General features: G+C 44.0%; 24 protein-coding genes and 1 pseudogene. 5 read left to right on the forward strand and 20 right to left on the reverse strand.

The features are described from left to right. Positions 1-17: 17 nt before the first annotated feature. Complete coding sequence (locus ACED48_RS10190) at positions 18-3,035, forward strand: HD domain-containing phosphohydrolase (protein ID WP_017058554.1); 3,018 nt, start codon at positions 18-20, stop codon at positions 3,033-3,035. A gap of 15 nt (positions 3,036-3,050) precedes the next feature. On the opposite strand, the gene ACED48_RS10195 is transcribed toward ACED48_RS10190, so the two are convergent. Then, complete coding sequence (locus ACED48_RS10195; RefSeq protein WP_017058555.1) at positions 3,051-4,070, reverse strand: DMT family transporter; 1,020 nt, start codon at positions 4,068-4,070, stop codon at positions 3,051-3,053. Between the two features lie 91 nt (positions 4,071-4,161). On the opposite strand from ACED48_RS10195, the gene ACED48_RS10200 reads away from it, so the two are divergent. Next, positions 4,162-5,061, forward strand: a complete 900-nt coding sequence (locus ACED48_RS10200) for a LysR substrate-binding domain-containing protein (protein ID WP_017058556.1) — start codon at positions 4,162-4,164, stop codon at positions 5,059-5,061. A gap of 108 nt (positions 5,062-5,169) precedes the next feature. Then, positions 5,170-5,490: a heavy metal-binding domain-containing protein gene (locus ACED48_RS10205; RefSeq protein WP_004730185.1), complete on the forward strand. Its 321-nt coding sequence runs from the start codon at positions 5,170-5,172 to the stop codon at positions 5,488-5,490. Positions 5,491-5,633: 143 nt separating this feature from the next. Here ACED48_RS10205 and ACED48_RS10210 read toward each other — a convergent pair whose 3' ends face one another. The 7 genes and pseudogenes from ACED48_RS10210 to ACED48_RS10240 all read right to left on the reverse strand — a co-directional run bounded on the left by ACED48_RS10210 (position 5,634) and on the right by ACED48_RS10240 (position 12,506). Next, positions 5,634-6,473, reverse strand: a complete 840-nt coding sequence (locus tag ACED48_RS10210) for a tetratricopeptide repeat protein (protein WP_017058557.1) — start codon at positions 6,471-6,473, stop codon at positions 5,634-5,636. Positions 6,474-6,649: 176 nt separating this feature from the next. Beyond that, complete coding sequence (locus ACED48_RS10215; RefSeq protein WP_017058558.1) at positions 6,650-7,075, reverse strand: hypothetical protein; 426 nt, start codon at positions 7,073-7,075, stop codon at positions 6,650-6,652. A 73-nt stretch (positions 7,076-7,148) separates the two neighbouring features. Then, positions 7,149-7,433, reverse strand: coding sequence for a hypothetical protein (locus tag ACED48_RS10220; RefSeq protein ID WP_017058559.1), 285 nt, complete (start codon positions 7,431-7,433; stop codon positions 7,149-7,151). A 233-nt stretch (positions 7,434-7,666) separates the two neighbouring features. Further along, positions 7,667-9,451, reverse strand: coding sequence for an ABC transporter ATP-binding protein (locus ACED48_RS10225; RefSeq protein ID WP_017058560.1), 1,785 nt, complete (start codon positions 9,449-9,451; stop codon positions 7,667-7,669). Then, complete coding sequence (locus tag ACED48_RS10230) at positions 9,445-11,211, reverse strand: ABC transporter ATP-binding protein (RefSeq protein WP_017058561.1); 1,767 nt, start codon at positions 11,209-11,211, stop codon at positions 9,445-9,447. The genes ACED48_RS10225 and ACED48_RS10230 overlap by 7 nt, the downstream gene beginning before the upstream one ends. A gap of 246 nt (positions 11,212-11,457) precedes the next feature. Further along, a pseudogene (locus tag ACED48_RS10235) lies at positions 11,458-11,595 on the reverse strand (DNA mismatch repair protein MutT); the annotation flags it as partial. A gap of 236 nt (positions 11,596-11,831) precedes the next feature. Next, on the reverse strand, positions 11,832-12,506 hold the full coding sequence (locus ACED48_RS10240; protein WP_017058563.1) for a Rha family transcriptional regulator: 675 nt from the start codon (positions 12,504-12,506) through the stop codon (positions 11,832-11,834). A gap of 632 nt (positions 12,507-13,138) precedes the next feature. Between ACED48_RS10240 and ACED48_RS10245 the strand changes: the two genes are divergently transcribed. Both ACED48_RS10245 and ACED48_RS10250 read left to right on the forward strand, forming a co-directional pair. Beyond that, positions 13,139-13,348: a hypothetical protein gene (locus tag ACED48_RS10245; RefSeq protein ID WP_017058564.1), complete on the forward strand. Its 210-nt coding sequence runs from the start codon at positions 13,139-13,141 to the stop codon at positions 13,346-13,348. A gap of 2 nt (positions 13,349-13,350) precedes the next feature. Further along, positions 13,351-14,061, forward strand: coding sequence for a nucleotidyl transferase AbiEii/AbiGii toxin family protein (locus tag ACED48_RS10250; protein WP_017058565.1), 711 nt, complete (start codon positions 13,351-13,353; stop codon positions 14,059-14,061). Positions 14,062-14,149: 88 nt separating this feature from the next. Here ACED48_RS10250 and ACED48_RS10255 read toward each other — a convergent pair whose 3' ends face one another. From ACED48_RS10255 to ACED48_RS10310, 12 genes are read right to left on the reverse strand one after another with little or no spacing between them, the layout of a single operon-like run. Further along, entirely contained in the window at positions 14,150-15,790 is a 1,641-nt protein-coding gene (locus ACED48_RS10255) for a hypothetical protein (RefSeq protein ID WP_017058566.1), read from the reverse strand. Continuing rightward, positions 15,787-16,260, reverse strand: coding sequence for a hypothetical protein (locus ACED48_RS10260; RefSeq protein WP_017058567.1), 474 nt, complete (start codon positions 16,258-16,260; stop codon positions 15,787-15,789). The genes ACED48_RS10255 and ACED48_RS10260 overlap by 4 nt, the downstream gene beginning before the upstream one ends. Next, positions 16,254-17,141, reverse strand: coding sequence for a hypothetical protein (locus ACED48_RS10265; RefSeq protein WP_017058568.1), 888 nt, complete (start codon positions 17,139-17,141; stop codon positions 16,254-16,256). Before ACED48_RS10265 ends, ACED48_RS10260 begins: the two co-directional genes overlap by 7 nt. A gap of 5 nt (positions 17,142-17,146) precedes the next feature. Further along, positions 17,147-17,713 carry a hypothetical protein gene (locus ACED48_RS10270; RefSeq protein ID WP_017058569.1) on the reverse strand — a complete coding sequence of 189 codons (567 nt, stop codon included), beginning with the start codon at positions 17,711-17,713 and terminating at the stop codon, positions 17,147-17,149. An 8-nt stretch (positions 17,714-17,721) separates the two neighbouring features. Then, positions 17,722-19,248 carry a phage tail protein gene (locus tag ACED48_RS10275; RefSeq protein WP_017058570.1) on the reverse strand — a complete coding sequence of 509 codons (1,527 nt, stop codon included), beginning with the start codon at positions 19,246-19,248 and terminating at the stop codon, positions 17,722-17,724. Positions 19,249-19,299: 51 nt separating this feature from the next. Next, a complete protein-coding gene (locus tag ACED48_RS10280; protein WP_017058571.1) occupies positions 19,300-19,962 on the reverse strand; it encodes a phage tail protein in 663 nt (220 codons plus the stop codon). A gap of 6 nt (positions 19,963-19,968) precedes the next feature. Then, positions 19,969-21,159, reverse strand: a complete 1,191-nt coding sequence (locus tag ACED48_RS10285; RefSeq protein WP_017058572.1) for a baseplate J/gp47 family protein — start codon at positions 21,157-21,159, stop codon at positions 19,969-19,971. After that, the gene (locus tag ACED48_RS10290) at positions 21,156-21,521 is read right to left on the reverse strand and encodes a DUF2590 family protein (RefSeq protein ID WP_017058573.1); all 366 of its coding nucleotides are present in this window, start codon (positions 21,519-21,521) and stop codon (positions 21,156-21,158) included. The genes ACED48_RS10285 and ACED48_RS10290 overlap by 4 nt, the downstream gene beginning before the upstream one ends. Continuing rightward, a complete protein-coding gene (locus ACED48_RS10295; protein WP_017058574.1) occupies positions 21,502-23,322 on the reverse strand; it encodes a phage tail tape measure protein in 1,821 nt (606 codons plus the stop codon). The genes ACED48_RS10290 and ACED48_RS10295 overlap by 20 nt, the downstream gene beginning before the upstream one ends. A 29-nt stretch (positions 23,323-23,351) precedes the next feature. Then, complete coding sequence (locus ACED48_RS10300; RefSeq protein ID WP_371694013.1) at positions 23,352-23,540, reverse strand: hypothetical protein; 189 nt, start codon at positions 23,538-23,540, stop codon at positions 23,352-23,354. After that, the gene (locus ACED48_RS10305; protein ID WP_017058575.1) at positions 23,537-23,818 is read right to left on the reverse strand and encodes a putative phage tail assembly chaperone; all 282 of its coding nucleotides are present in this window, start codon (positions 23,816-23,818) and stop codon (positions 23,537-23,539) included. Before ACED48_RS10305 ends, ACED48_RS10300 begins: the two co-directional genes overlap by 4 nt. A gap of 11 nt (positions 23,819-23,829) precedes the next feature. Beyond that, a complete protein-coding gene (locus ACED48_RS10310) occupies positions 23,830-24,141 on the reverse strand; it encodes a hypothetical protein (protein ID WP_241811125.1) in 312 nt (103 codons plus the stop codon). Between the last annotated feature and the right edge of the window lie 168 nt (positions 24,142-24,309).

Raw genomic sequence — 24,309 nt, forward strand, 5'->3', positions numbered from 1 at the left:
ACAAACTGGAGTGTTTGATGAGAAGAAGACAATATCCGCTGAGTATCCACATCACTAGCCTTTTCTTAATTTTGACAATACTTGCCGGTGCAGTACTTATCTCAATCAGCTACCGTCATTCTCAAGAATTGTTACTAGGCACAGTGCGCGAAATTAGTAATGAGCATCGCGATAAGCTGGAATCGGTATTTAAGCAAGCCATCGCCCCCGTTATCACAACCTTGAATGTGATGGCTGTGAGCCCATTTGTGGCCCATCAAACCTTCTCTATCGAGAAAGAATCTTGGCTGGCATCAGTCGATATCATTTTCAAGCAGAATAAAAGTTTGGTTGCTTTATTCTATGCCTCTGATGATGGTGAATTCAGAATTTTCCGCCCTTTAAGTACCAATAGACAAAGAGCCGAAAACAATGCACCAGCCAAAGCGACCATGATGATCAGCAGTACGAATCTTAAAGGTGAAAATTTTATTACTTTTCTTGATGGTACACATCAAGTGATCAGTACCATGCAAGCTGAAAGCAAGTTTAATCCCACGGCCCGCCCTTGGTTCCGTAACGCAAAGCCTAATGGCTCAATACAACTTTCTGAGCCCTATCAGTTCTATTTTTTACAAACCAATGGAATTACGCTTTCTAGACGATCTGCAGACGACAAGCATGTGGTTGGGGCCGATTTCACATTAGAGTCTCTCTCGTCTCAAATCAGTGAACTGGCCTATTCCCCGCAAACCCGACTCGCCTTATTTGACAAACACTTTAACCTTCTTGGCCAACATCAGCTTGATCTACCGGTACCTAACCTTGCCCCTGATCAACCCGATGGTTCGATTAAACATAATGGCCAAGCTACAGGGAAGATTTCTGGTAGTGAACAAGAACACAGCTTCGTCAAAATGCCTAAACGAGAACAAATGGAAGCATTAAAATCATCCGTATTAGCACCTCTTATCTCTGATGAACAGAAATTTAATCTCAAGCTAAAAAACGTTGATTACAACTTAAATACTTGGGCACTAACGTTAACGCCCGTTGAGCTGACTCCAAACGTCACCCTTTATTTGGCAGAAGCAACACCGCACAATGATTTGCTCTCTGACCTTATTTCCATGCGAGATAAGCAAGTTGGCGTCGCAATTGGTATGTTATTAATCTGCTTCGGCATTGTATGGTTTGTCGCAAATCGCCTATCTCAACCACTCAATACGCTCGTGCAACTCACTGACAACATCACACGATTTGATTTCAGACGAACCCGCTCCCCCAAAAGCATGATTAAGGAAGTAGTTGACCTCACGCACTCGATTGAGCTGATGGAACACACGCTTCATGATCTTATCTCTCTACTTCGAGACACCGCAGGTAATCAGGAATTTTCGATATTAACCAAGAACATTGCTCATCAAAGCTACTTAATAACCAAAGCAGAAACCATTGTGCTCTTTACTCAATCAAAAGAAAAAGGCGTGTTTGATACAGCGACCAACCTATCCATTATTCCTTTTAAAGCAGATATCAATGATTTCATCGAACATACTCCTTGGTTGCTATCCCAGCTCAAACATGGAGAAACTATCCACTTAAACCGAGAGGATAACGTTCTTAACTATTATCAAAACTCGATCTTCAATTCAGACCTGTTCCTGTTTCCTTTATTGAACCGCGAGAAATTATTGATTGGCATCGTCGTGATTGGTTATGAGAGACCTATTACTAAGATTCAAGCAGACAAACATGCCTTTCTAAGAGAGCTGCTGAGTTTTGCTGAAATAGCCAAAGATAACATTGACCAAATGCAACAGCAGAAAAACATGCTCAATGCCTTAATTGAACTTATTGCGTCAGCGATTGATACCAAATCACCCTATACGCAAGGGCACTGCCAAAAAGTACCTGAACTCACCAAATGGATAACCCAAGCAACCATTGATGATGACCATTATTATCCGCAATTTTCACTCGATAATAAGCAATGGGAAGAGCTGATGCTAGCCGCCTGGCTTCATGATTGCGGTAAGGTCACTACCCCTGAATATATCGTAGACAAAGCAACCAAATTGGAGACGGTTTACAACCGTATCCATGAAGTTCGCATGCGTTTCGAGTTGTTAAAACAACAAGCTGAAACGGACTATTGGAGGGCCATAGCTAATGGTGCGCTTCAAGCAGAAAGCCTCAAGATCCTCAAACAAAAACAATCAGAACTGGACGAAGAATTTTCCTTCGTTGCTAAATGCAACCTGGGTAGTGAATCAATGACGGAAGAACAAATAGAACGCTTGGACCAAATTGCAAAACGCCAATGGAAACGCACATTAGACGATCAATTAGGCTTGTCTTGGGCTGAAAAAGAGAGGTACAGCACTAACCAAGGTACAGCAGAACAGGATGAAACAGCACCAAATAACAACAAACAGGCGCTTCCCGTAATGGAACCATTACTTGCTGATAAACCCGAACATAAAATACCGTGGGATAACGGCTTTAACCCAGCAGACGTGTGGCCAGAAGAGTTCGTACTCAAACCCGGAGAAACAAAATACAACCAAGGTGAGCTGCATAACTTGAAAGTGCGCCATGGTACGCTAAACGATGAAGAACGTTTCATGGTAAACGACCATATCATTCAGACTTTCATCATGCTCAGCAAACTCCCTTACCCATCTTATCTCAAAAACATTCCCGATCTCGCCAGCGGCCACCACGAGCGTATTGACGGTAAAGGTTATCCAAGAGGTCTAAACGAAGAGCAATTGCCCTTACCGTCTAGAGCAATAGCGATTGCCAGTGCCTTTGAAGCTTTAACGTCAAGTGACCGCCCGTACAAGAAGGGCAAACATTTAGATGAATCACTGAGTATCATGACCGACATGGCAACCAGCGGTCACATTGATCCGAAACTGTATTTACTGTTTCTGGAGAACAAGATCTATGACAAATACGCGGCTCGATTTCTTGAACCTAACCAACGGTGTAACATTGATCAGGATAAGCATATCCGTCGAGTGAAAGAGTACATGCGCTCGTTGTTCTAGCCTTAAATCTATCGTTTAGCTTTTAGCAGAGGAGTTCAACACAGAAGAGGCTATCTCATTGATTGTCGCTCGCGGTGTCTGCTTAGTTTTTGCCTTACTGTGTCTTTTGGCCAATAGCGTATTCGTTATGCTCGCGACGACAATTAGATTAATACCCATTAATTGCTGAGTTGAAAACACATCATCAAAGAACAAGCTCTGCCATAGCGCACTGAACAGCATGTTAGTGAAAATTAGAGGTGCCAACTGAGATCCACTGTCTACCATCTTATACGCTTTAGAGCGGAAAATTTGCGTATTAATAGTAAATAGCGCCAACCCAAAGACTCCAAAGCCAATCCAACTGATGCTATCAATTGACAATAAGGTCGCTAAGGCCTCATACCCTCTATCATTCCCAATTACTTCCGCTGCGGAAGAGAGCGACGTGACCGCGAGCATGGGAAAAACGAGTATTGCTGCGACTAAGAAGGTCCATGCGTTTAATTCTGCTGGTGTAAGGCTAGTCTTGGAGGCTCGATACAAACTCACTTGTGAGCCCGAATTAAACACACCAGCTAACAACCCAAGCAGCAGCTCGGGCCTAAAGAATCTCGAGCCTAATTCAAACTGAGACCAATCCCCTGCCATCAGCACTACGCCAACAAATGTCACTCCCAAGCAAATCACCGTCGTTGTATGAACTTTAGTTCCAAACATTAACTTTTCTAACAAGGGTATAAATAAAGGGCCAGTACTAAATAATACGATACCCTCAACCAATGTTAAGGTTTGTAATGATGTAAGAAAGCACCACTGACACGCAACCATGAAGATAGCCCGCATCACCAAAGGTTTCCACATCTCTCGTGAAGGCTGAGTGATTTTGTAAAAGGCCAAGAAGAAAAATAGAAATAAGCTAGGTAATAGAAACCGAGCGAAGCTCAGCAATGAGATTGCCATCGTTTCAGACAAATACTTGGCCAATAAGCCGCTTAAAGACAAACTGAATGTCGACAACAACATAAAAACTGTTGCCTTGGTAATATCAGACATAATTATCACCTCCTATGACCACTACTTTAAAGACATGACGAGATGAAAAATAGCGAGTAATATTAACCACAACTGTAAGGAAAACTTACCAATGAAGAAACTCGTACCACTAAAATCCGTTTACGCTTTCGTTGCTGTCGCAGAAACAGGCAGCATGACCGAGGCTGCTCATGTGTTATATGTCAGTCACTCAGCGGTCAGTCAGGCGATAAAATCGTTGGAACAACAGGTCAATAAACCACTGTTCCAGAGAGTGGGACGTCGCGTTGTGCTCAATGCCGCAGGTAAACGATATTATCGAAAAGTCGCACCAGCACTAGAACAAGTGATCGAAGCCACCGAGGAGCTGGCAAGAACGCCTAACGATCACCGCATAACTCTTAACATGGTGAACTCTCTCGCCATGCATTGGTGGATACCCCGAGTCCCTGATTTCCAAAATTTCGCTCCCTCACTCGATATCCGTATTTCCACGTTAACAGGGCCTTTCGATATAGAGCAAGAGGGTGTAGATATCGCCCTTGTGCATGGTAAACCCAATGAGTGGAACCAGTATTACAGCGAAAAATTAGGCGACGATGATCTGGTGTTGGTGTGCAGTCCAACTCTATTGAAAAATCAAATGGGCTTAAGCGTTGAGCAGATAGTAAAACAGCGTCCACCCATTGGTGTATTTAATCCTAGACGAAAACTAGACTGGCAAGTGTGGTGCGACCATTACCAAGTTCCAATGCCCACTTTCCACAGTAACTTGACGTTCGATGTCTCTATTCAAGCTGTGCAAGCCGCAATTCGCTCGCTTGGTGTCTTGGTCACTCATCGCCTATTTGTAAAAGATGACATAAGCCACGGCATGTTGGTTGAGCTTGGAGAGCCAGTCCCTAATCCACACCAGGATTTCTATTTTGTTTGCCCTAACAACAAATTGAAACAAGAAAGTGTGCTACAACTAAGAACATGGTTAAGGCATGAATTCACACGCAAAAGTTGACGCTCAATAGTGATTCAATAAGCAATAACGAATAGAACCCAACCATAACAACGTCAAAAATTAGATCTAAACCATCTAACAATAAAGCTAGCTTAATAAGAGGACACTATGATTATTACCACCACGCAATCTGTCGAAGGCAAACGCATTGTCGATTACAAAGGGGTTATTGCCGGAGAAGCCATTCTAGGAGTGAACGTTTTCAAAGATATGTTTTCAGGAATTCGTGACTTTGTGGGTGGACGTTCTGGCACTTACGAAAAAGAGCTAGAGAAAGCACGTAACTACGCATTCAAAGAGTTGGAGCAAAAAGCGATAGAAGCAGGTGCCAACGCGGTGGTTGGTGTTGATATCGATTACGAAGTATTAGGCACAGGTAATGGCATGCTGATGGTTTCAGCAAGTGGCACAGCTGTTGTCGTAGCTTAGTAGAGCAGGTAAACACGAAAATGTGTTATGTAACTATTAACCCTTCCTATCAAACTTGGAAGGGTTAAATTGTACTCATCTAGACATGAACGTCCATTCAGCAGTCAGCCAATCACATCACCGAATACTGTTTTTCGTGAGTATTACTCCTCTCGAAGCGCCTCGAAACGGTCTAGACCTCGCAACATTTCAAAGTCCGGCTCTTCAGCTAACAGTTCTCTCATTGAGCCACTAGCTTCAATAGCACGCTCTAAATCATCGATAGACTGAGCTTCAGCTCCTAATCTTGCGTATGAGCAAGCTCGTTGATACAAAGCGTGAGCATTTTGATCATCGACTTCTAATACACGGTTACATAGGCTCATTGCCCAGTGGTATTCCTGCATATCCATAGCGGCATCGGCTTTAGAGGTTAGCGCTTCTAAATCTCCAGGACGAATCTTTAATATTTCATCATAGATTTCAATCTTTTGTTCTGCCGTTTGCGCATTCTGCGCTCTCAACCATAAGTTATGAATCTCATTGATAATTTCAATCTCTCGGTTGTTATCCGAGATGATTCTGGTCTTACGCTTAAGATCCCTTTCAAGAACATTGAATTTCTTCTCATAGTCTTGAGCAATAGAATTAAGTCGCTGATCAGCCATTTCTTTAGTGGTATGTTTGAGCTCTTTAATTGATTGCCAACCAACCAAAGCAATGAGTGAAGCAACACCAGCAATGATATAGAAAAAATACGTCACAGTGACATTCGCATAGTTCAGTGACTTGTCAGCCACAGAAAGCTCACGATCCGTCATTTGAATGGTTAAGCGCCTTTCAAGATCTTGCTGTTCCATTCGCAACTGCTTCAACTCGTCTAAGATATAGCGTTCCATCAGCGGTCTATCTAAATACTCTTTTTCTGAGTAGGTAACCTCCTCGCTTGCAAAGCTCATGGTTGTTACCAGTGAGAACACTGCAATCAATAGGATTCGAAGCATTTACATATTCCTTATATATTTCATAGTTGTGTCAATGTATCTCCTAAATGAGAGACAAGCGATAAAGCCGGCAATTTTAAAACTTCAGCGTCATTCGTAAAAAACCATAGCATACTCACTATGGTTTTCTTATTTCTATTTAGTTATTTAGTTATTTAGTTATTTAGTTATTTAGTTTAAGTATTAAGCATCATTTGCCAGTACTCACATTTAGCTAAGAACTCTTTTAAGTAAAGCTCTGGGTTAGCAAGCTTCTCACCGCCTTTCACATCAGCACCAGTCACTCGCCAAAAGTTATGAATCACTAAGTTCCGGTGGTCAATAAATTCGTTAATTTCGCTTTTTTTAATAGGAAGCTGCGCACCAAACGTTTGTTCATAAAAACTCAGCGACGAGTCTTGTTCACTTGGTTTTTCTCTTAAAAATGTATCCAAGTCCAAGCCTAGTTGCTGCTGCCTTTCCTTTGGTAGTGCTTTAGCTAATCTAGAAACAACATTGAATAGAGCTAGCTCAACTTTTTGCGCTGCTAATAAAGACGCACCTAGAAGCGCATTCTCACTGGAAATATGTTGCTCTGTTGGTGATACGGTAGCTATTGTCACTTTATTAACCTCTAATAATCATAACTGGTGTTACTGTACTAAGTTCGATTTACTAAACTTAGCGTTGCCTTACTTACGCTATTTTGTTGATCTGAATGGCGTCTTGTAATTGAGTACGTTCAGCATCAATAATGAGGAAGCCGGATGCGTCATCATTCTTCTCAACTCGTACCTGGCCGTTAAAGCCACTTTGCGACAATTTTTTTGCTAACTGCTCTGGCGCCGTTTCAAAAACAATATCCATGAAAGGTAAAAGCTCAGCATCAACAAAGCCATACTCGTTAAACCGTTCCATTGCTTGAGATAAATGGTCTGAGTCCGTGAATTCAATAATCTCTACTACTTCTTCCAACAACATTTTCGATTCCATATTCGCCAGAAAGTGACTAACACAAGCACATAGGTTTTGCTTACAGACATTTTTGTGCTCAAAGACAATCCTTAAGTTATCGCAAAATCATAACATATCAACACTCGTAAATATTCTTTATTTACCTCTAAGCTATTGGGAATACTAGAGAACAACAGAAAACTAGCCAGGCGTGATCAAGCCAAGATCGTCTGTTTAAGTGCCGCAATCTGCTGGAGATTTCAAGCTAGAATAGACTGAGAATCACTCGTTTCAACAATTGACTCTTTCAACAAACCAGCATAAATACCATTCAGAGCAACCAACGATTGATGGTTACCTTGTTCGACAATTTCCCCCTTCTCCAACACCAAAATTGTATCAGAATGACGAACGGTGCTCAGACGGTGTGCAATCGCAATCACGGTTTTTTCCTTGAAAAGGCGCTGCATTGCTTTTTTAATCAGGTCTTCAGTGATTGAATCTACCGAACTGGTCGCCTCATCAAGCATCATCAATTGACCACCCTGTGCAACCGCTCGAGCGAACGAGATAAGCTGCGTTTGCCCTACAGACAAGTTAGAGCCGTTCTTTTCCAAGTGGAAGTCATAACCTTGTGGCAATTGTTCAATAAACTTATCGGCGTAAACATAACGCGCTGCCTGCTCAACCTCGGTTTTAGATAGATGCGTTTTACCCAGCGCAATATTGAACTGAATTGTCTCTTCAAATAAGTGCACGTCTTGCATCATCATTGAGAACAAATGAGCAGAGTCTTCGCTTGAAATCTGCGACAGCTCAATACCATTCAATAAAATGCTGCCCTCATAGTTTTGATAAGTTTTAGAGATCAAACGAAGAATCGTAGACTTGCCAGATCCAGTGGAACCGACAAGCGCAATTTGATGTCTCTTCTCCAATACAAAAGAGACATTTTTCAACACATACGGAGCATCGTCTTTGTAGCGGAAACTCACGTTCTTAAACTCAAGGCTCTCAAACTGCTCTAGCTGTTTTTCAACCTTTTTTGATGGCAATAAATGATGCTCTTCCTCTTCAGTTGGCTCAACAAACAGCTCTTCTATATGGTCAAACGCCGCGAATGAACTCTGAATCGAAGCGATCTGCGAGGTAAAATCACGGATCGGGACAAACACTTTCTCTAACGTGTTGATGAAGGCGATCAACACACCTAAGGTTAGTGCGCCTTCAATCACTTGCTCAGAGCCATACCAGATCATAATCGCGATGGTGATAGAAGTGATGCCAGAGATAAACGAGAACAAAATCGCATCGTATTTATTGATCTTCTTCTGCGCTCTTAAAAACTCATCAGTATAGCCTTGGTAGCGCTGTTCGACTTGCTCTTCCGCTCGGTACATCTGAACAGTTTTCATGCCAAACAAGACTTCTTGTAAAAAGCCAATCCCCCGAGCCAGCGAAGAACGAGTCACCTTATATAGAGCACGAAGTCGGTTTCTCACATACACCGTCAAATACATCACTGGCGGCATAATGATCAATACAATCATCGTTAACTGCCAATCAATAAAGAACATCATCACCAACAGAGCAATGGTATTGATACTGTCTTTAACTAGCCCTACAACCGACTGAACAAACGTCTCGCCGATGGTTTCCAAGTCACTGGTTAATCGTGAAAGCGTTACCCCAATCGGTGTGTTATCAAAATAGCTGCGCGGCAGTTTAAGTACGCGAGCAAACAACACTGAGCGCATGTCAGTTATCGTGTATTGCCCTGTTTTACGCAGGTTGTACGAATAGGTGGTATCCACCACATAGCTCGCCACCAGCACGGCAACAAGATAGAAGACATATTCGAGCAGACCATCCATATCCCCATGACTCAGATGAACATCGATCACTTGAATGATCAGCCAAGGGAACAACAAACTCGTGATGACAGAAAGAGGAAGCATAGCGATGCCCAAAATCGCAGAGCCTTTGTATTTCTTAGCAAACTTAAAAAAGTGCTTGAGGTACTTGAGATCAACACCTTTTAACATGCTGCTGCCTCCGTTTCATTCTGCTGTAGTTGCCATGTATCGTAATAGTAATCACAGGTTTTCAATAACGTGGCATGGTCGCCCTTCGCGATCACCTTACCTTCGTTCAACACAATGATTTCATCCATATATTCAAGAGCATTAACACGGTGTGAAACCACAAGTACTGACTGATTTTCCAAGCGCTTAAACAGGCCTTCCAAAATCTTACGTTCTGTTTCATAGTCGACAGCCGATAGAACGTTATCCATGATGATCAGGTCGGTGGGTTGCAATAAAGCACGCGCAATACTTAAGCGCTGCTTCTGGCCGCCTGACAGCATAATGCCTTTCTCACCGACTAAGGTTTGGTCACCATGCTCAAAACGAGTAACGTCACTCGCCAACTGGCTGAGCTCTAACACTTCATCAACCTGACTCTTTGCCAAGTCAGTATCCAAGCTACCAAAACGAATATTGTCTTCGACGGTTGCGGAAAACAGGTAAGGATCTTGAGTAACTGTTTTAATATAGCGGCGCAAGTCACGGCGTGAGAAGCTAGTGACATCTCTTTCGCCAAGAAAAACCGAACTTTCTGGTACATCCAAGTGATGGTTCAAGCAGTTCACTAATGTCGTTTTACCCGCTCCGATCCCGCCTAACACACCCACTTTCTTACCTGCTGGAATATCAAAGCTGATGTCATCGAGAATCACGCGTTCTTCACCCGAATAGCTGAAGCTGAGGTTGCGAACGGAAAACGTTTTTCCCTTCAGCGATTCAACATCTAACTCAGTAAGCTTATCTTCATCAAGCTCTGGGACTTTGGCATTAAGAATGGTCTGTGCACTCTGAATACCGACCATGCCTCGCTGATAAATAGTCGCGATTCTGCCAAGCTGCATCAATGGCATAGCGAGCAAAACCGAGTAAGTCAGAAAGGCGGTAATCTCACCGAGAGTTAGCTCTTGTCTCATTAACATGTAGCCACCCAGCCCAAGAATGATGATTTTCATCAGGTCATTGGCGTAGTCGAGTACCGGCATGAAGAAGACTTGAATGCGTGTAATTTTGAGGCGGCATTCAAGCAATAACTGGTTAAGCTTTTCAGTTTCGGCTTTCACCCAAGGTGACATCTGTTGACTTTTAATCAGATCAATTCCAGACAAGTAACTCATCAATTGAGCCGACAGGTTTTGTAATCGCTTCATATGTTCTAAATGCAGCGTTTTCATACGCTTGAAGCCGACACGGAAAATCACAAAAGCGATTGAGATAGGAATAATCGAATAAAGCGTAAGTTCTGGCGATATGCGCCACATGTAAAGAGGCGTCAGCGACAACGCAAGCAACGCATTGAAGAACTGCAAGAAGCCGACACCAAACAGCAGTCGAATGCCACTGAGGTCATTGTTGATAATCGAGATCAGTCGACCCGAAGCAAAGCGTTCATGGAAGCTGCTCGGTAAGCGATTCAGCTTTTGTAGAAGTGTACTTTTGAGCGCTGCTTCTGTAATTCGCCCCGGATTAAGCGCATAGATACGAGACAGAATTCTCACCACCACCATGGCGACAGACATGCCGACTACAATCCAAACATAGCTTTGCAGTTGCTGATGGCCAGTTGAAGAAGCGTCATCAATTAAATCTATCGCCAATTGGATATAACGAGGGATCTCTACTTGTAACCAGTTAACGAGGAAAATGAACACGACCGCCATCAAGTAAGAGGTGCGATTCATGCGCAGGTAGTGGGCAATAAACTGTCTTTTATTCTTCATAAGGATTCTTTGCTTAAGGCAGGTTCACAGCGATTGGATATATAACCCAAGCTAAGTTGAACAATCGCGGGGGCAAATATACACCAAAACAATTTAGCTAGTAGCACCAACCACATTGAACAACCTATGTACAATGCCAAACTAAATGTTGTGTTTGGCGCTGGGGAAATCCGCCCAAAGCCGGCCACTTTCAGGCGGTGCACAATTAACGAGTTTAAAAAAGGAGGTTTAGAAGTCGAAGACCATTTACAACATTTCTTTAGCGATCAAGTGCAATAAAAATGTCTCACGTTCAATGCTCATGCCTTTTTTAGGGCTTTCCGCTATGGTTTTTTCATTATGGGCAATCGCTTCATGGATATTCATCCAAATAATATTTCCACCCCAAAATAGAATATAAAAATCAATAACTTAAACAATGGAAAATCACAAAATGGCGACAAAGTGGCGACACATTTAAAAAATCCTGTCGCCATTTCTAAGTAGAAAACCAGCTTGTTAGCTATTAATAATTTACACACCAAATCGTAAGAGTTTACATTACTTGTAAACCAAACCCAAACGCCTTTGCTTGCTGCGTCTGGATAGGCCAAGTTCGGGGGAGCTTGGCCGCCCTTCTTCTAATACGGGCTATGTGCTCGGTATTTTTCTAACACTAACCTTACGTTTTCCCATAACTCTTCAATGTCTCGATACTCTAGGTAAAACCCACTATCAATAAATTCAGCACCACTTGATGAAAACCACGGTTGAGTTTCACCTTTCCCTCCTACCCCTAACTCAAATTTAGCGTAGTACTTGCCGCCAGTTGGGCGAATTTGGAATTTGATGTGATATGTCCAATGAGTTTGTGAATGGCAGCGTTCGTAATGGGCAGCTATCCAACCAGAATCGTAAAAGTTTGGTAAACGGCTTGTTGGCAACTGATATTGTGAAGGCGGAAGCGTTGGCATTGCGCTACGCAGTTGGCTGGCCATTTGGTTGAATGCGTTAATGTAGGCTTCTTTAATTTGGGCGGCTTTCGTACCAGTGAAGCCCATAACCAAGAACATGAAGCCATCTTTGGTCATTTCAAACATAGATAACTTTCGCCCTGAATTATCTTTATATTCACTGAGCGTAAAATTGCGCTCAGTAAATTCATCTGAACATTCTAAGGTTTTCAGCTTACGAATTACGTCTTTGTGCTGCTTGTTAAATGCTTCTGCAATTTTCAATGAAGTAGTGCGGATTTGCTCGCCTTGGTTAAAGACCAGATCAGATACAGTCAGGGTAAGGGAAGTTGTATTAGGCATGATGGCCTCCGTAAGTGATTTTTATATCACCACACAAAGGTACTAATCTTCGGGTGGTGAACTGAACAAGGTTAGTACTACCGCACTTACGAAACGGCGCGCCGAAGCGCCCTCGCCCAGCCCACCATAATGCTGATAGTGCGTTTTTTTAGGTAAAACGCCTATGTTCAGGTGTGCCGAAGCCGCACATAAAAAACCAGCAAAACGCTGGCATCCATGTGCCGTAAGTTACTGCGGGGTACTAATCCCGACACTGGATTTTGCCAGTGCCGTTACAGGTTAACGATGTGAAAGATCGGTGTCAAACGTTTAATATCGGCAGATATCGGGGAATAGCTATTGACACCTGAGCATACACACATGATAAGCTGCTTATCATGTGTGTATGCTCTACTGGAGATTGGAGGTGGTTTGTGTATTTTTCAAGCGTGATGTGTACATTCAACACTCTAATATGTACTATAACGGCATAAATCGACAGCTGCCGTATTGAATTAGTCGCTTCACTCTGTTAGGTTGGTGCTACACACCAACCTAACAGAGTGAAGCTTCTTAAAAGTTCATACAAGTTAAGAATTAAAGCTATACTGTTAGTAACAACCAATTTTATAAACGACAAAGGAGCATTTATTATGGGCAATATAAACAGAACTGAATACCATGAACTAGACTTGCTCCTTTGGGATATGCATATAAAATTTATAGCACCTAAGGTTGCGCTAAGCATCTATGAGAAGCGTTGGGCTTTCGTAGATCAAAAGAAAATTAACCCAAATGAAAGAAAATTATTGGATCGCTTAATCAATGAATTCGGTAATGGTTGTTTCATGCCTGCGATTTAAATATGTCTCAATACTCTATAAAGCACCATCAAGTTATTGAATCAGCGTTAAAAAACTTTAACGCTGATTTTTTTTGTGAAAACCAAATAACTTTTGGAGGTGGAACGCGAATTGCTTTAGAACTCAATGAATTCAGAGAATCAATTGATATCGATTTTTTGTGCCCAAATAAAGCATCTTATCGTGCAGTTCGAGAACAGGTTACTAACGTCAGCCTAGGTAGCTTAGTCCATGAACAATTCGAATACGCTAGAGAGATCATGGCCAATCGTTACGGTGTTCGTGTTTTTATAAAATACCAAGAGACTCTGATCAAACTCGAATTCGTAAGTTTTGATAACTACGAACTTACACCAATCCAGTGTGATACAAAATTCCCAGTACCATACTTAGATCAAAGGTCATGCTTCTATACAAAGTTGCTATCAAACTCAGATAGGAAGTTACAAGAACCATATAAAGACATACTGGATATTCTTGCCATGTATAAATCTTGGGGTAGTATTCCTGATATAGCAATTACACAGGCCGAATCCCATAATGGTAAAATTATCGTGCGCGATTTAAAAGAATCACTGCAAGACATCATTGATTTCCCTGAAAAATACATTGAAGCTTCAGAAGTTGTAAAAATGAACTCCGAATGGGTTGACGATATTGTAAAAAATCAACCAATCGCGTTACTTAATGAGCTAAATATAACATATAAATAAACTTAACCATCAAATCTTTAACTATACAAAGACTTTATGCTTTATTGCCGATAGTTTCCCTCAAAACTATCGAAGTGTTTAGCAGAACTTACTCGACATGACTTATCGAATCCACTCGTCCCTTTAGTTCTGAGCTGTCCGACCCATGTCCTGTAATTGCGCTCGCTTGAACAGGGGCTTGGGTTGTGGATGAGCCAGACGCAACACCACTATGCGTATGAGTCGCCAATGTGTCGGCTAGTTCTTTCACTACCTGCATCAGTTCAGACAGCAAAATTAGCACGTTCTCTTCTTTAGAACCAACCCACGTTTTAGGTGCTTGTAGCCATTGGTGTTCTGCAGCAATGCTTCGGCGGACTTTACCAATAGTCTCCACCAATTCGCCAGCTGTCGCGGTTTGCATGTTGCCCAAACTGCCTAGCACAATGTCATCACCTGCTATTAGGTTAATTGCGCCGAGTGCTTCAATTAGCTTTTTGCCGATCACTTCTTCAATACTGTGCTCATCAACCAAAATATGGTGCTGACCAAATTCACCGCGATAGCGTTCTGCTTGATCAAGCTTTTCGAATGCTTTTTGATTTTGCGTTTGGTCGGTTTGCTGGGTGGTATTTCCTGCTGCATCAATTCGGTTGCTTACCTCTTCACGTTGCTGCTGCAGTTGCTCCCCCGGCTCAATCGACGGCAACGCATATTCACGACCATAAACACCACGAATGATAGGTCTGTCATTCCGACCATATGCGAAAGCGATTTCAACCAATGTTCCCTCTAGAGGGTAAGACAGCAATCCAGATTCATGCCCACCCATATGAACGGGCAATGGAATCGAGCGATAGACAGGCACGTTAATATCTGGGTTTAAGTTTTCATCAAGTACCTGAACATCTACGGCAAACCTTGGGCGGAATGAGTCAGCAACTTGCCCGGCTTCTGCTGTGTCTCTTACTACTTCAACACGGCCAAACTTAGGCAAATGAAAACCTGCCGCCAACTCTGGGAAGTTCTGCAGCGTTTCACGTTTCTTTGGTGGGACTTCGGATTGCTCAACCTTCCAATATGCAGTCATTTCGTCTTGAATTAAATCAACTCGATTGACGCGCTTATCGTTCATGACTCTGCCCGGCCTTAGCATAGGAAACGGAACAAAGGTGACACTGTTACCACTTTGGCGACTGGTGAACTCTTCCGGTAGTTCCATCGGTTTGTTGTTGAAGTGACTATCTTGATACGAACCGAAGTACACGACCTGATCAGTATGTTGGAACCAAACACAATCAGGAATAGAAAACGCCTTAGAGATTTGCTCTAAACATTGATAGCCAGTTCCCTGGCTAACAAAGTTTGGAATCGTGGTTTTGATATAATCCGCATCAGGCAGATTGAACTCGAGCCCTATCAAATCTGAAAGAACGCCGATCACCTGCTCTGCAGTTGGGTGCTCTAAGCTAACCGCCCAACGTTTAGACAAAATTCCTGTTAGCTCTTTGACCGTGAGCTTATGGTACCCATTTGCTGCAGGTTGAACTTTGTCGATATACCCCTCAAACCAAGGAGCTGTTTTGTTCTCATAACCAATATCTAAACGTACAGACGCAAACTGCTCTGGCTTTGCTTTGGTTTCAACTTCAAAGATGGCAACACTGCCTAGTGATAGCTTTAGGCTCACCATGTTACTCACCAGTTTGACTTCTTCACCACTGATAAACAGGCGTTTCTCTAGCTTCATTGCGTTGCTTCCTCTGCGTTATTCAGTGCCTGTTTTAGTCGGGTGTTTTCTCGTTGTTCCGGTTTGCTTTGCTCTTTGGCTCGTTGCTCTTTTTGCTCTGCGACACTGTTATGCTCTCGTAGCTCAAAAGAGACATTCCAAGCCTGTAAGGTTTCATGCTCCCTCGCATTGATACGACCAGTGAATTTCACGTTGCGAATCTTGAGTGCTAACGCAATATCATTACCAATCCGATAAACCCTGCGCGTATTGGTGTCGTCTTTGTCCGATGCAAGCGAATACAACTGAGTGAGCGTTTCTACACGTGTGAATGGAACACGACCACTAAAGGTCAGTTTCTTACCTTTATCGCCTTGCTCTGCCGTATCGGTACCCGATGATTGACCGCTCATGTCTTGGTCTTTTAACTCCATCGACATTTCAACTTTCATCGAGTCTAAGTTAACCGGCACACCATCGAGAGCTAACATAGCAACTCCTCAAAAAAGGTCATTGGTTCATGGCTAAGCAATAGACTCGCCACAGTGAATTGATGATTGTTTGGCGCACCTGCTTGGTTAATCTGCGTTGCTATACTCTCAGCATTGCCTGTAACAGAAAAAGCGTAAACACTACCCTTTAGGTTTTTAAGTGCATTTATCTGCGCTTTGACATCGCCTAACTTATTAGCTCGTTTTGCCGCCAATGCCTGCAACTTGCCGATCACGTTACTTGCATCATCAGCTAACGATTCCAGTGTGGCAATTTGCGCACCCTGCCAATGCAAAACGTCATGCAATAGATTGGCATGGAGTTTCGCCATAGGTTTAAAACGAGGTTGGACGATTGCTGCAGGTTGGTGAAGCTTATCGGTTTCATTGGTCACTAGAGCCTGGGTTTGCCTAGCCACCTGACACCAATCTGGCATAGGGAACACGGAAATAAGATCCGCCAACTGATTAGCGAACTGTGCTAATTGTGAAGCGGTTACCATAAGCGCAATACAGTGAATAGTCCCTGTTGGTCGGTACTTATCAGCATGGTCACGGAGTTTCCCAGATAACACGTTGACTGCTGCCAGTGGGTTTAGGTAACAACCCGAATCCAGCTTGGTACCGACTTGAAACTGATAAGGGGTAGCTGTTAGTACGGTGCCAGTTCTTAACAAAGATTCAAGATCACCACGCAACCCAATTAACGCACTTGCATTTTCACTTAAAGAGTGACGCCCATAACTGGCGTCACTTTCAAGGTGAGTTAAGCGGCTAACGGCATCATTCATCGTTGTGCCGATTTGGTCTGTTACCTGCTCGGCACTGGTTTGGATTGCTTGTGAACTGCTAGGCCAACTGAGTGGGGATTGTTGCCACATACAGCTTATACCTCGGAAGAAAGCTCTGGCTGAATTGGCCACGGGTGCTCAGCTTTGATTAGTTCAACTGCGGCATCCGCTTGTTGTTTGAACGCTGCCGCTTCATCAGTTAAGCCTTTTGACTCTTTGATCCACGCTTCCATGTATAGAGGATCGCTGACTTCACGGTAAGCAGCTCGACGCGCACTATCCACTTGGTCGTACTCAGCGATGTATTCATTACTCTGGTTTGTAACCCAAGCGTCACTAATGCGTTCATCAAATAGCGTTTTTGGTTCATCGTCTGTCCAACCATCAGGAATGGAGCCTAACTTTTCCACCGACTTAAACTTAGTACAATCTGACTCATCAAAAATCACTTTCCCAATGTGATCTTCAACATACTCAGTGCCTGTCGGTAAGTTATTATCTAACACAACAATGACCTTGAAACCTTCTTTCTCTGCCTTTGGTTCAACCTTTAACGCACTACGTGGAATGTGATGTTGGCCGGCTCGACATTGAGATTTAATTGCTTTTTGGTCGACAATTTTCGTCTCTTTATCCCAAAGCCAATAAAGTTCATCTGACATACTCACTCCTAAACAAAAATAATCTTGTTCTCTATTGTTGTGATGGGTTGGTTTTGTGAGGCTGTAGGGACCACACGCGACGCATCAAATCCAGTGATTTGAGAACGCTTTGACGCTATTGTAAATTTTAATGAAGACATCGTATTAGTGATAGTTGAACCAAACATAGCTCCAGAATGACCATTTACAATGGTACTTGTTGATTCTTCATAGCCAGCTATATTCACTCCACCCACAATATTTCGAATCGCATCATCATGCGTTTGGTTTAGTTGGTAGCTAGCACCGTCGGCAGTACGTACATAACGACCAAGAATGTCACGAGTATTAATGATTGCAGTATCACCGACACCCGAAACTAATTCAGGCCAACGCAAAGCCAAACGCCAGTACATTTTTGCGTTCAAATCCACTTCGTTCTCCAGAACTGCTTCTTCGGGAATCGTACCAGATAACCAACCCGACATTTGACCAGCCGTATTGCCTGTGTACGGGACCCACCACCAAGGCGCTGGTGCACCCGCCCACAGCTCATGCCGATTAATTGGGTCTTCTGGATTTTTTCCTTTACACTTTAAATTTGGCCCTGCATACATTTGCCAAACCCTTAACTGACCATTCAGCCATGTAGTACAAATTTCACCTGTCTTGTACTCTCGTTCAGAGTTATACGGCATAAACTGTGATACCAACTCATGCTCAGCCAAACCACCTTTTACCCGCCAATCAATCACCGAACCATCAGCATTAATTCCAGCCAGTTTTGCAACGTAGTGCTGATCACCGTTGCCATCAACATAATCGTTTAGCTCAGTTTCAGAAACTGCAATCGTGACTTTGTTTTCCCACACTGACAGTGCAGTACCTTGGCGAACAACATCCACATACAAACCGCTGGGGTTAGTGGTGATGGTTTGCAACACTTCACCAGTCAACACACCACGTAAACCGCCGACATAAACAACACCAGGCGTCACTTTGTATTTATTCGGGTCAGCTTGTTGGGTTACATCGAACCCATCAACAAAGGCCGTGTGACCGTAGCTATCTAAACTAGCCAAACGGTGGTCTTCTTCGATACCTTTCAAGCGGGCTTGATAGTCAATCTGCCAAGTCGAAGCATCAACGGTAATTCCAGCGATTTGCGCGGCTCCGTCATAGGCTTGCACCAATGACTTAGTGCTAGCCATACCGTTTTCTTTGGTTTCTTCTGCTTTGTGTACCACCATTCCGCAAGAATTTGCCACACTCTTGTCACGCAGATACATTGCATTAAAGGTGAATTCTGCAACAGTACCGGGGATCACAACTGAATACGCCAGTGCGTTGTCACCCAGTTTACCCACTTGGTCGATGTCTTGTTGGTGAACCCACAGCGAACTATCAGGTAAACCATTTTCACGGTTAATTGTTTGGCTTGGGTCTAGCCCTGGAATGTGCGCAAAAATCATTTCATTCATATCTGGCGCATTACCGGCACCAATCTGACTTTGCAGATAACGCTCAAATTCGAGCGGGATTGTCGTTTGACTCATTGGGATATCTCCCCCTTATTCTTGCTTTAACTGCCTATAGAACGTTTACAATTAAAGGCTGGCAATAAAGACTTGTCTTTGATGCTCAATTGACTGTGGTTCCACATTAATTTCAACAATTTGCTTGTCTTCTGCTCGAAACAGACTGAAATCATGTGAAAATTCACCGCTGGCAACGGTCAGCGTTGTCTGAAATATCACTTGAAAACGGTAGCGCCGACACGTCCGTCCATATTGTTCAATCAAGGTTTGAACCAACTTGGTGTTATTAGAAATATCACCGTCGGTTAGTTCAATGGTGCACACATCCCACTGCGCTGAATCTTCACGCTCTTTAAATGCAACGATACCAATGCCCAACCTTTCAAAAATTCGCTTAAACCCTTCAACGCTGCCTGCGTCTTTGGCATTCACAGCAGCGTATTTCACTCGTTTACGAAACAGCGAAAGCGGCTCACCCTCAAAGCGTTTGATGTCTCTATCCCAAGCCATTAATTCCAAGGTGTTTTCGCTGCATGTCAGCGCATCCATTTGGCGAAGCGGGAACAGTAGCCAGCTCCAAACCATTTTAAAGAATGCGAACACACCTTTTGATAAAAAGTGCGGCTCTTTGATTTCTTCCGATGTGGTGCTGCCGTCTTGCCACCATGGAATAACCGTTTCCGGTAACTCTGGTGCATGTTTCTCTTGGTTGTAATTTTGAGGTTCCGACATGGCTTACTACCTTACCGTTAGCGTTTTCAAGCGTGGCTGCTCTAGGTCGCTGATAATATCCTCTTGAACCTTTCCGCCTACGGTGAACTTTACCGATTCGACCTGCGCCATACTGGTGTGAATCTCACTGCCAAGCAGAGAAAGGCTAAAGCGGCTTTCTGGTTTTGCTCGGGTCATTCCTGGATATGCGGCCGTCTCACGAAATGCCGCCCTGATACGGTCTTCGACTTCCAGCAGCTCGTTAACTTTGGTTGCTTCGTCTAAGTTCGCTACCAAAACAACATCGGCGATCACATCGTGCTCAGTATCTGGGATAGCTTTACAAGTCAGCACATCACCATGGCCGTGATGTCCTTTAGCCATAATGTAGTCATTTAACTGGTCAAGAACTGGCTGTGGTGTTACTCCGACCTCCATCAAGATCAATGCTTCAGCAGTACCCGGTTTCACTTCACCTGTATTGTTGAAATAGATGTTATCGCTGCGAATCCCGGCAACACTGGAAATAATGGAGCGGTAGACATCATCAATGTGCCATTCACCCGAACTGGTGAAAGCGTTCTGAATACGCAATGCCAGTTCTTCTTCACTTTCAGCGTCTGCGCCCAGTTTTGTTATCCAGTCAGGTTCATTAACTGCATCGACAATGCCCGGAATCTCTTCTGGAATGATATTGAAGTAACCGGCAGGTAAGTTAAAAGCTGCGCCTGCTTCGAATGCTTCAACCAAAACTTTGCCCGTTAGCTGACCTGCATCAATCACGGTTTCAGCAAGCACTCGAACTTGATACACCACACCATCAATCGGCAGGGTTTGAACCACCTTACCCGCTTCTATCGTGACAGCATCAGCAGCGTTCGCCTTGATTAAGGTGATATTGCCTTGTGTTTTCTCTGCGTCTTTCGGCTCGATGTCATGTTCCCAAGCTTTCAGCTCTAAAGCCCAACGCTCTGCCGTTGCCACAAACATATTTGGCATGACGTGTTCTGCTAGTAGTGTTCTGATCAGCCACACACATGGTGTAACTACAGCAGCACGAACCCATCGCCAAAACGGTGACATTTCAGAGTCGTTAGATACCTTACTGCCAGCTCCTACGACTTCTTGTTTTAGCTTCGCTTCAAATTCTTCTTCGGTAACAGGCACACCCGATTCACTTAGAATCTCAACAAAGTCTGCGTTTGGTCGTTTGCTCATGCCCCGTTATCTCCTACAGAAAGTTCTAGATCACCATATTCATAAGCGGTTGCAGTTAAGGTGATCTCACCCGCTTCTAACTCTGTTGCCGTTGCAGTGCCGGGGACGACTCTCACATCACGCTCAGCTAACTGCTCAATCTGCACCATCACATCAGCTCGTAACGCTGGGTTACGTTCAGCAACCAATTGACGGGCCAAACCCGATTCCATAATGGCATGCTTAATATCTTGTGCGATGCTGTATAAATCGCTGCATTCAGCGGGCTGTTGACCTGCATCCATATCCCAGCCACCGTCAATCACTTTAATGTCGATGTATTTTTTGCTTTCTGATAAATGGCTATCCGGCATTGAGTTCATCCCATTCGGCTAACTGGTCTGGTGTCATTCCATTTGGTGCAGTGATGTAGACGTCACCGTATGAGCTCATGTTGCCGCCTTGTGGTTTATGAGTGGTCGTTACGTTTTGAACCATGTTTGGCGGTAGCGTTGGCATCGCTCCCAGTTGTTTGTATTCGGCAATGCTGCGACCGTTACCCGTTGGCATTTCTGGGGCGTCGAACGCCATTGGCTGAATAGATGTAGGCGCATTTCGCTCTGCTTGAACGGCTGCACTCACTTCTGGTGTATCAACCTTGCTACCCAGTTCAATATCCACACCGGGGATCATGTTCAGCAGGTCAACAATGCCCTCAATCGCTCCGGCAATAACATCAAACCAAGCCGTGTCTTTGAATGCTGCAGTTAAGTCGTCCCACCAATAGATTGCAGCGGCTACACCACCAATTAGCAGTGCAATACCAGCCACTACCCACGTGATTGGGTTCGCCCATAAAGCGGCATTAAATAGCCAAGCGGCGGCGGTGCTTGCCATTGTGGTAATGCGTAGCAGTTTCATGATGCTGTTTAAGCCAGTCATGGTGACGGCCCAACCTGCAGACATCATTTGCCCAATCCCCATAGCCAGCGATAGTGTTGCGACTACCCCACCAAGGGATAAACCCGCAATAGCGACGTAACCTAGAATTTCAGCAAGCCAAGGAAATTCCTCAGTCCAGCCTACAACTATCATCAAACCGTTGGCCATTGAGCCAACAACCGCATTAATGGATGGAAGCACCGCACCAAAAACAGCAGCGCGAACAGCAAACCATACGGATTGCAATCGCTCCCACTGATCAGTCATAGCGCTGGCCATCTCTTCAGCTTTTGACATGCCTTGAACTTGGCCTAATGTCTCAATACTGCCAGCTAACCCCTGAGTATCAGCCATTAACAGCTTAATCATGGCGGTGGCTTCTTTTGTGCCGAACGCTTTATCAAGCTCTGCAGATTGAGCAACCGATAAAGTATCCCCGTACTTCCCTTTTAGCTCTTCAAGAATGTCGAGCATTGGAAGCATATTGCCATGACTATCCGTAAAACTGAGCCCAAGCTTATCTTGGGCTTTTGCTACGCCACCTAAGAAAGCACGGTATTTAGTACCCGCTTCACTGCCACTCATTGTTGACTGTAGAGTACCCAAAATTGCCATTTGCTCTTCCATGGCAATACCAGCCGCCGTTGCATTAGCGCCTACACTGGTAAACGCACTGCTCATTCCTGCGCCTGTAGTCTTGAACATCTCAACAGATTGAGCGGTCATACCAGCAACTTGCTTTGACCAAATCCCTGTTCCCATTTCATCAGCACTATTTTTAAATATGCCGTACATTGTCCCCATGTAATTGGTGATGGTAGCCGTGTCTGCTTTCGTTGCTGCCGCGAGAACGGCCGAGCTTTTGGTGATGTCAGAGAGTTCTGCACCGCTAATACCACCAAATGCCGATTTAATATCATAGGAAGCCCCGACAATATCTGTCGCTGACTTACCATATTGAACCGATGTCCAGAGCGCCGTTTTTGAAAGCTGGGCAAGATCTTCATCCAGTACACCCAGTGATTTCACCTCACCAAGTTTTCTGTCCATTTCAATCGCAGGCATCAACGCATTTTGAATAGCAAAGCCAGTAGCCACCAAACCCGCACCACCTGTCGCCATGTTCTGCATGCCTTGCTTACCTGCTTCCATGGAAGATTGCACTTCTTTGGTAATGCCTTGCAGTGGCTTGGTGATTTGATCAACCAGTGCCACGTGCATTAGTAGCTTTTCCATACTCATGCGTGATGCTTACCCGCTCTTGATTTCAACTAATTACTAAACAACCGGCTAATTGCGCTCATTACTGCTCGCTCGCTGCGTTCAAACTGGTTTTTATCCAGCCAGATAGCGCGACTTAAACTTTGTTCGTCGTCGGGTTCATTGGGGAGAAAATGACGACGCAGGGCAAAGGCTTGTTCAAGTGGGTTATCTTCAATCCGCTTTGCCCTGTCAGTTATTTTTTTAGTGAGATTTCAATGCCACCTTTAGAGGCGTTATTCACCGTTGCGAACAACTCAATGGTTAGACCGGGCACGCTATCAAGTAACTCGATCAGCGTATCTTTCTGCTCTGATTTAACAGTACGAGTCAAATACGTGTACGCAGGAGCCACTTTGTTATTTGGCATCATGTCATTGGTGTAGTTGTTCGCATCTTGCACCGTTGGTGTGAATTCGAAATCAGTAGCACCGATAGTCACTACTACCGGTTTTGATGTGAAAGCAGGTTTCGTCATTTTCATCTCTCTTAGTTTTGTGTGTGCTTAGCGTGTTCGTGCTTGGCACGCCATTGCAAATAATCTTCGGCTTGCTGTGCGCATTTACTCAGAGCCGCTTTTAATTTGGGTACATCTTCACTCGCGGTGATTAACGGGCTAGTGCCTTGAATTTCTGGTTTATGACAAGGAACAATCAGTCCTGCAGGGGGCAACTTGATCACGACTTGAGTTGCAACCAACTCAGTACGGTTCGCGCAACCTGTTAGCAACATCACTAGGCCAAGGCTTTTGATAACATTCATCATCGGCCAATTGACGTCGAAGCATTTCAATGTCTTCATTGAGCTTTCCCTCTATAGTGCTGTGCAGCCTTGTTCTATCTACCAGTAACTGGTTTGCATCACTGTTTTCTTGGGTGAGCGTGTCAATGCTGGCTTGGCTAACTTGATTCGTTGATAAGGCATTATCTAAACGAGCCCTTAAAGCGGCCTGCTCTGACTTACTTGCTT

This window comes from Vibrio sp. 5S239 (assembly GCF_041439575.1).
GTDB classification, from domain to species: Bacteria; Pseudomonadota; Gammaproteobacteria; order Enterobacterales; family Vibrionaceae; genus Vibrio; species Vibrio kanaloae.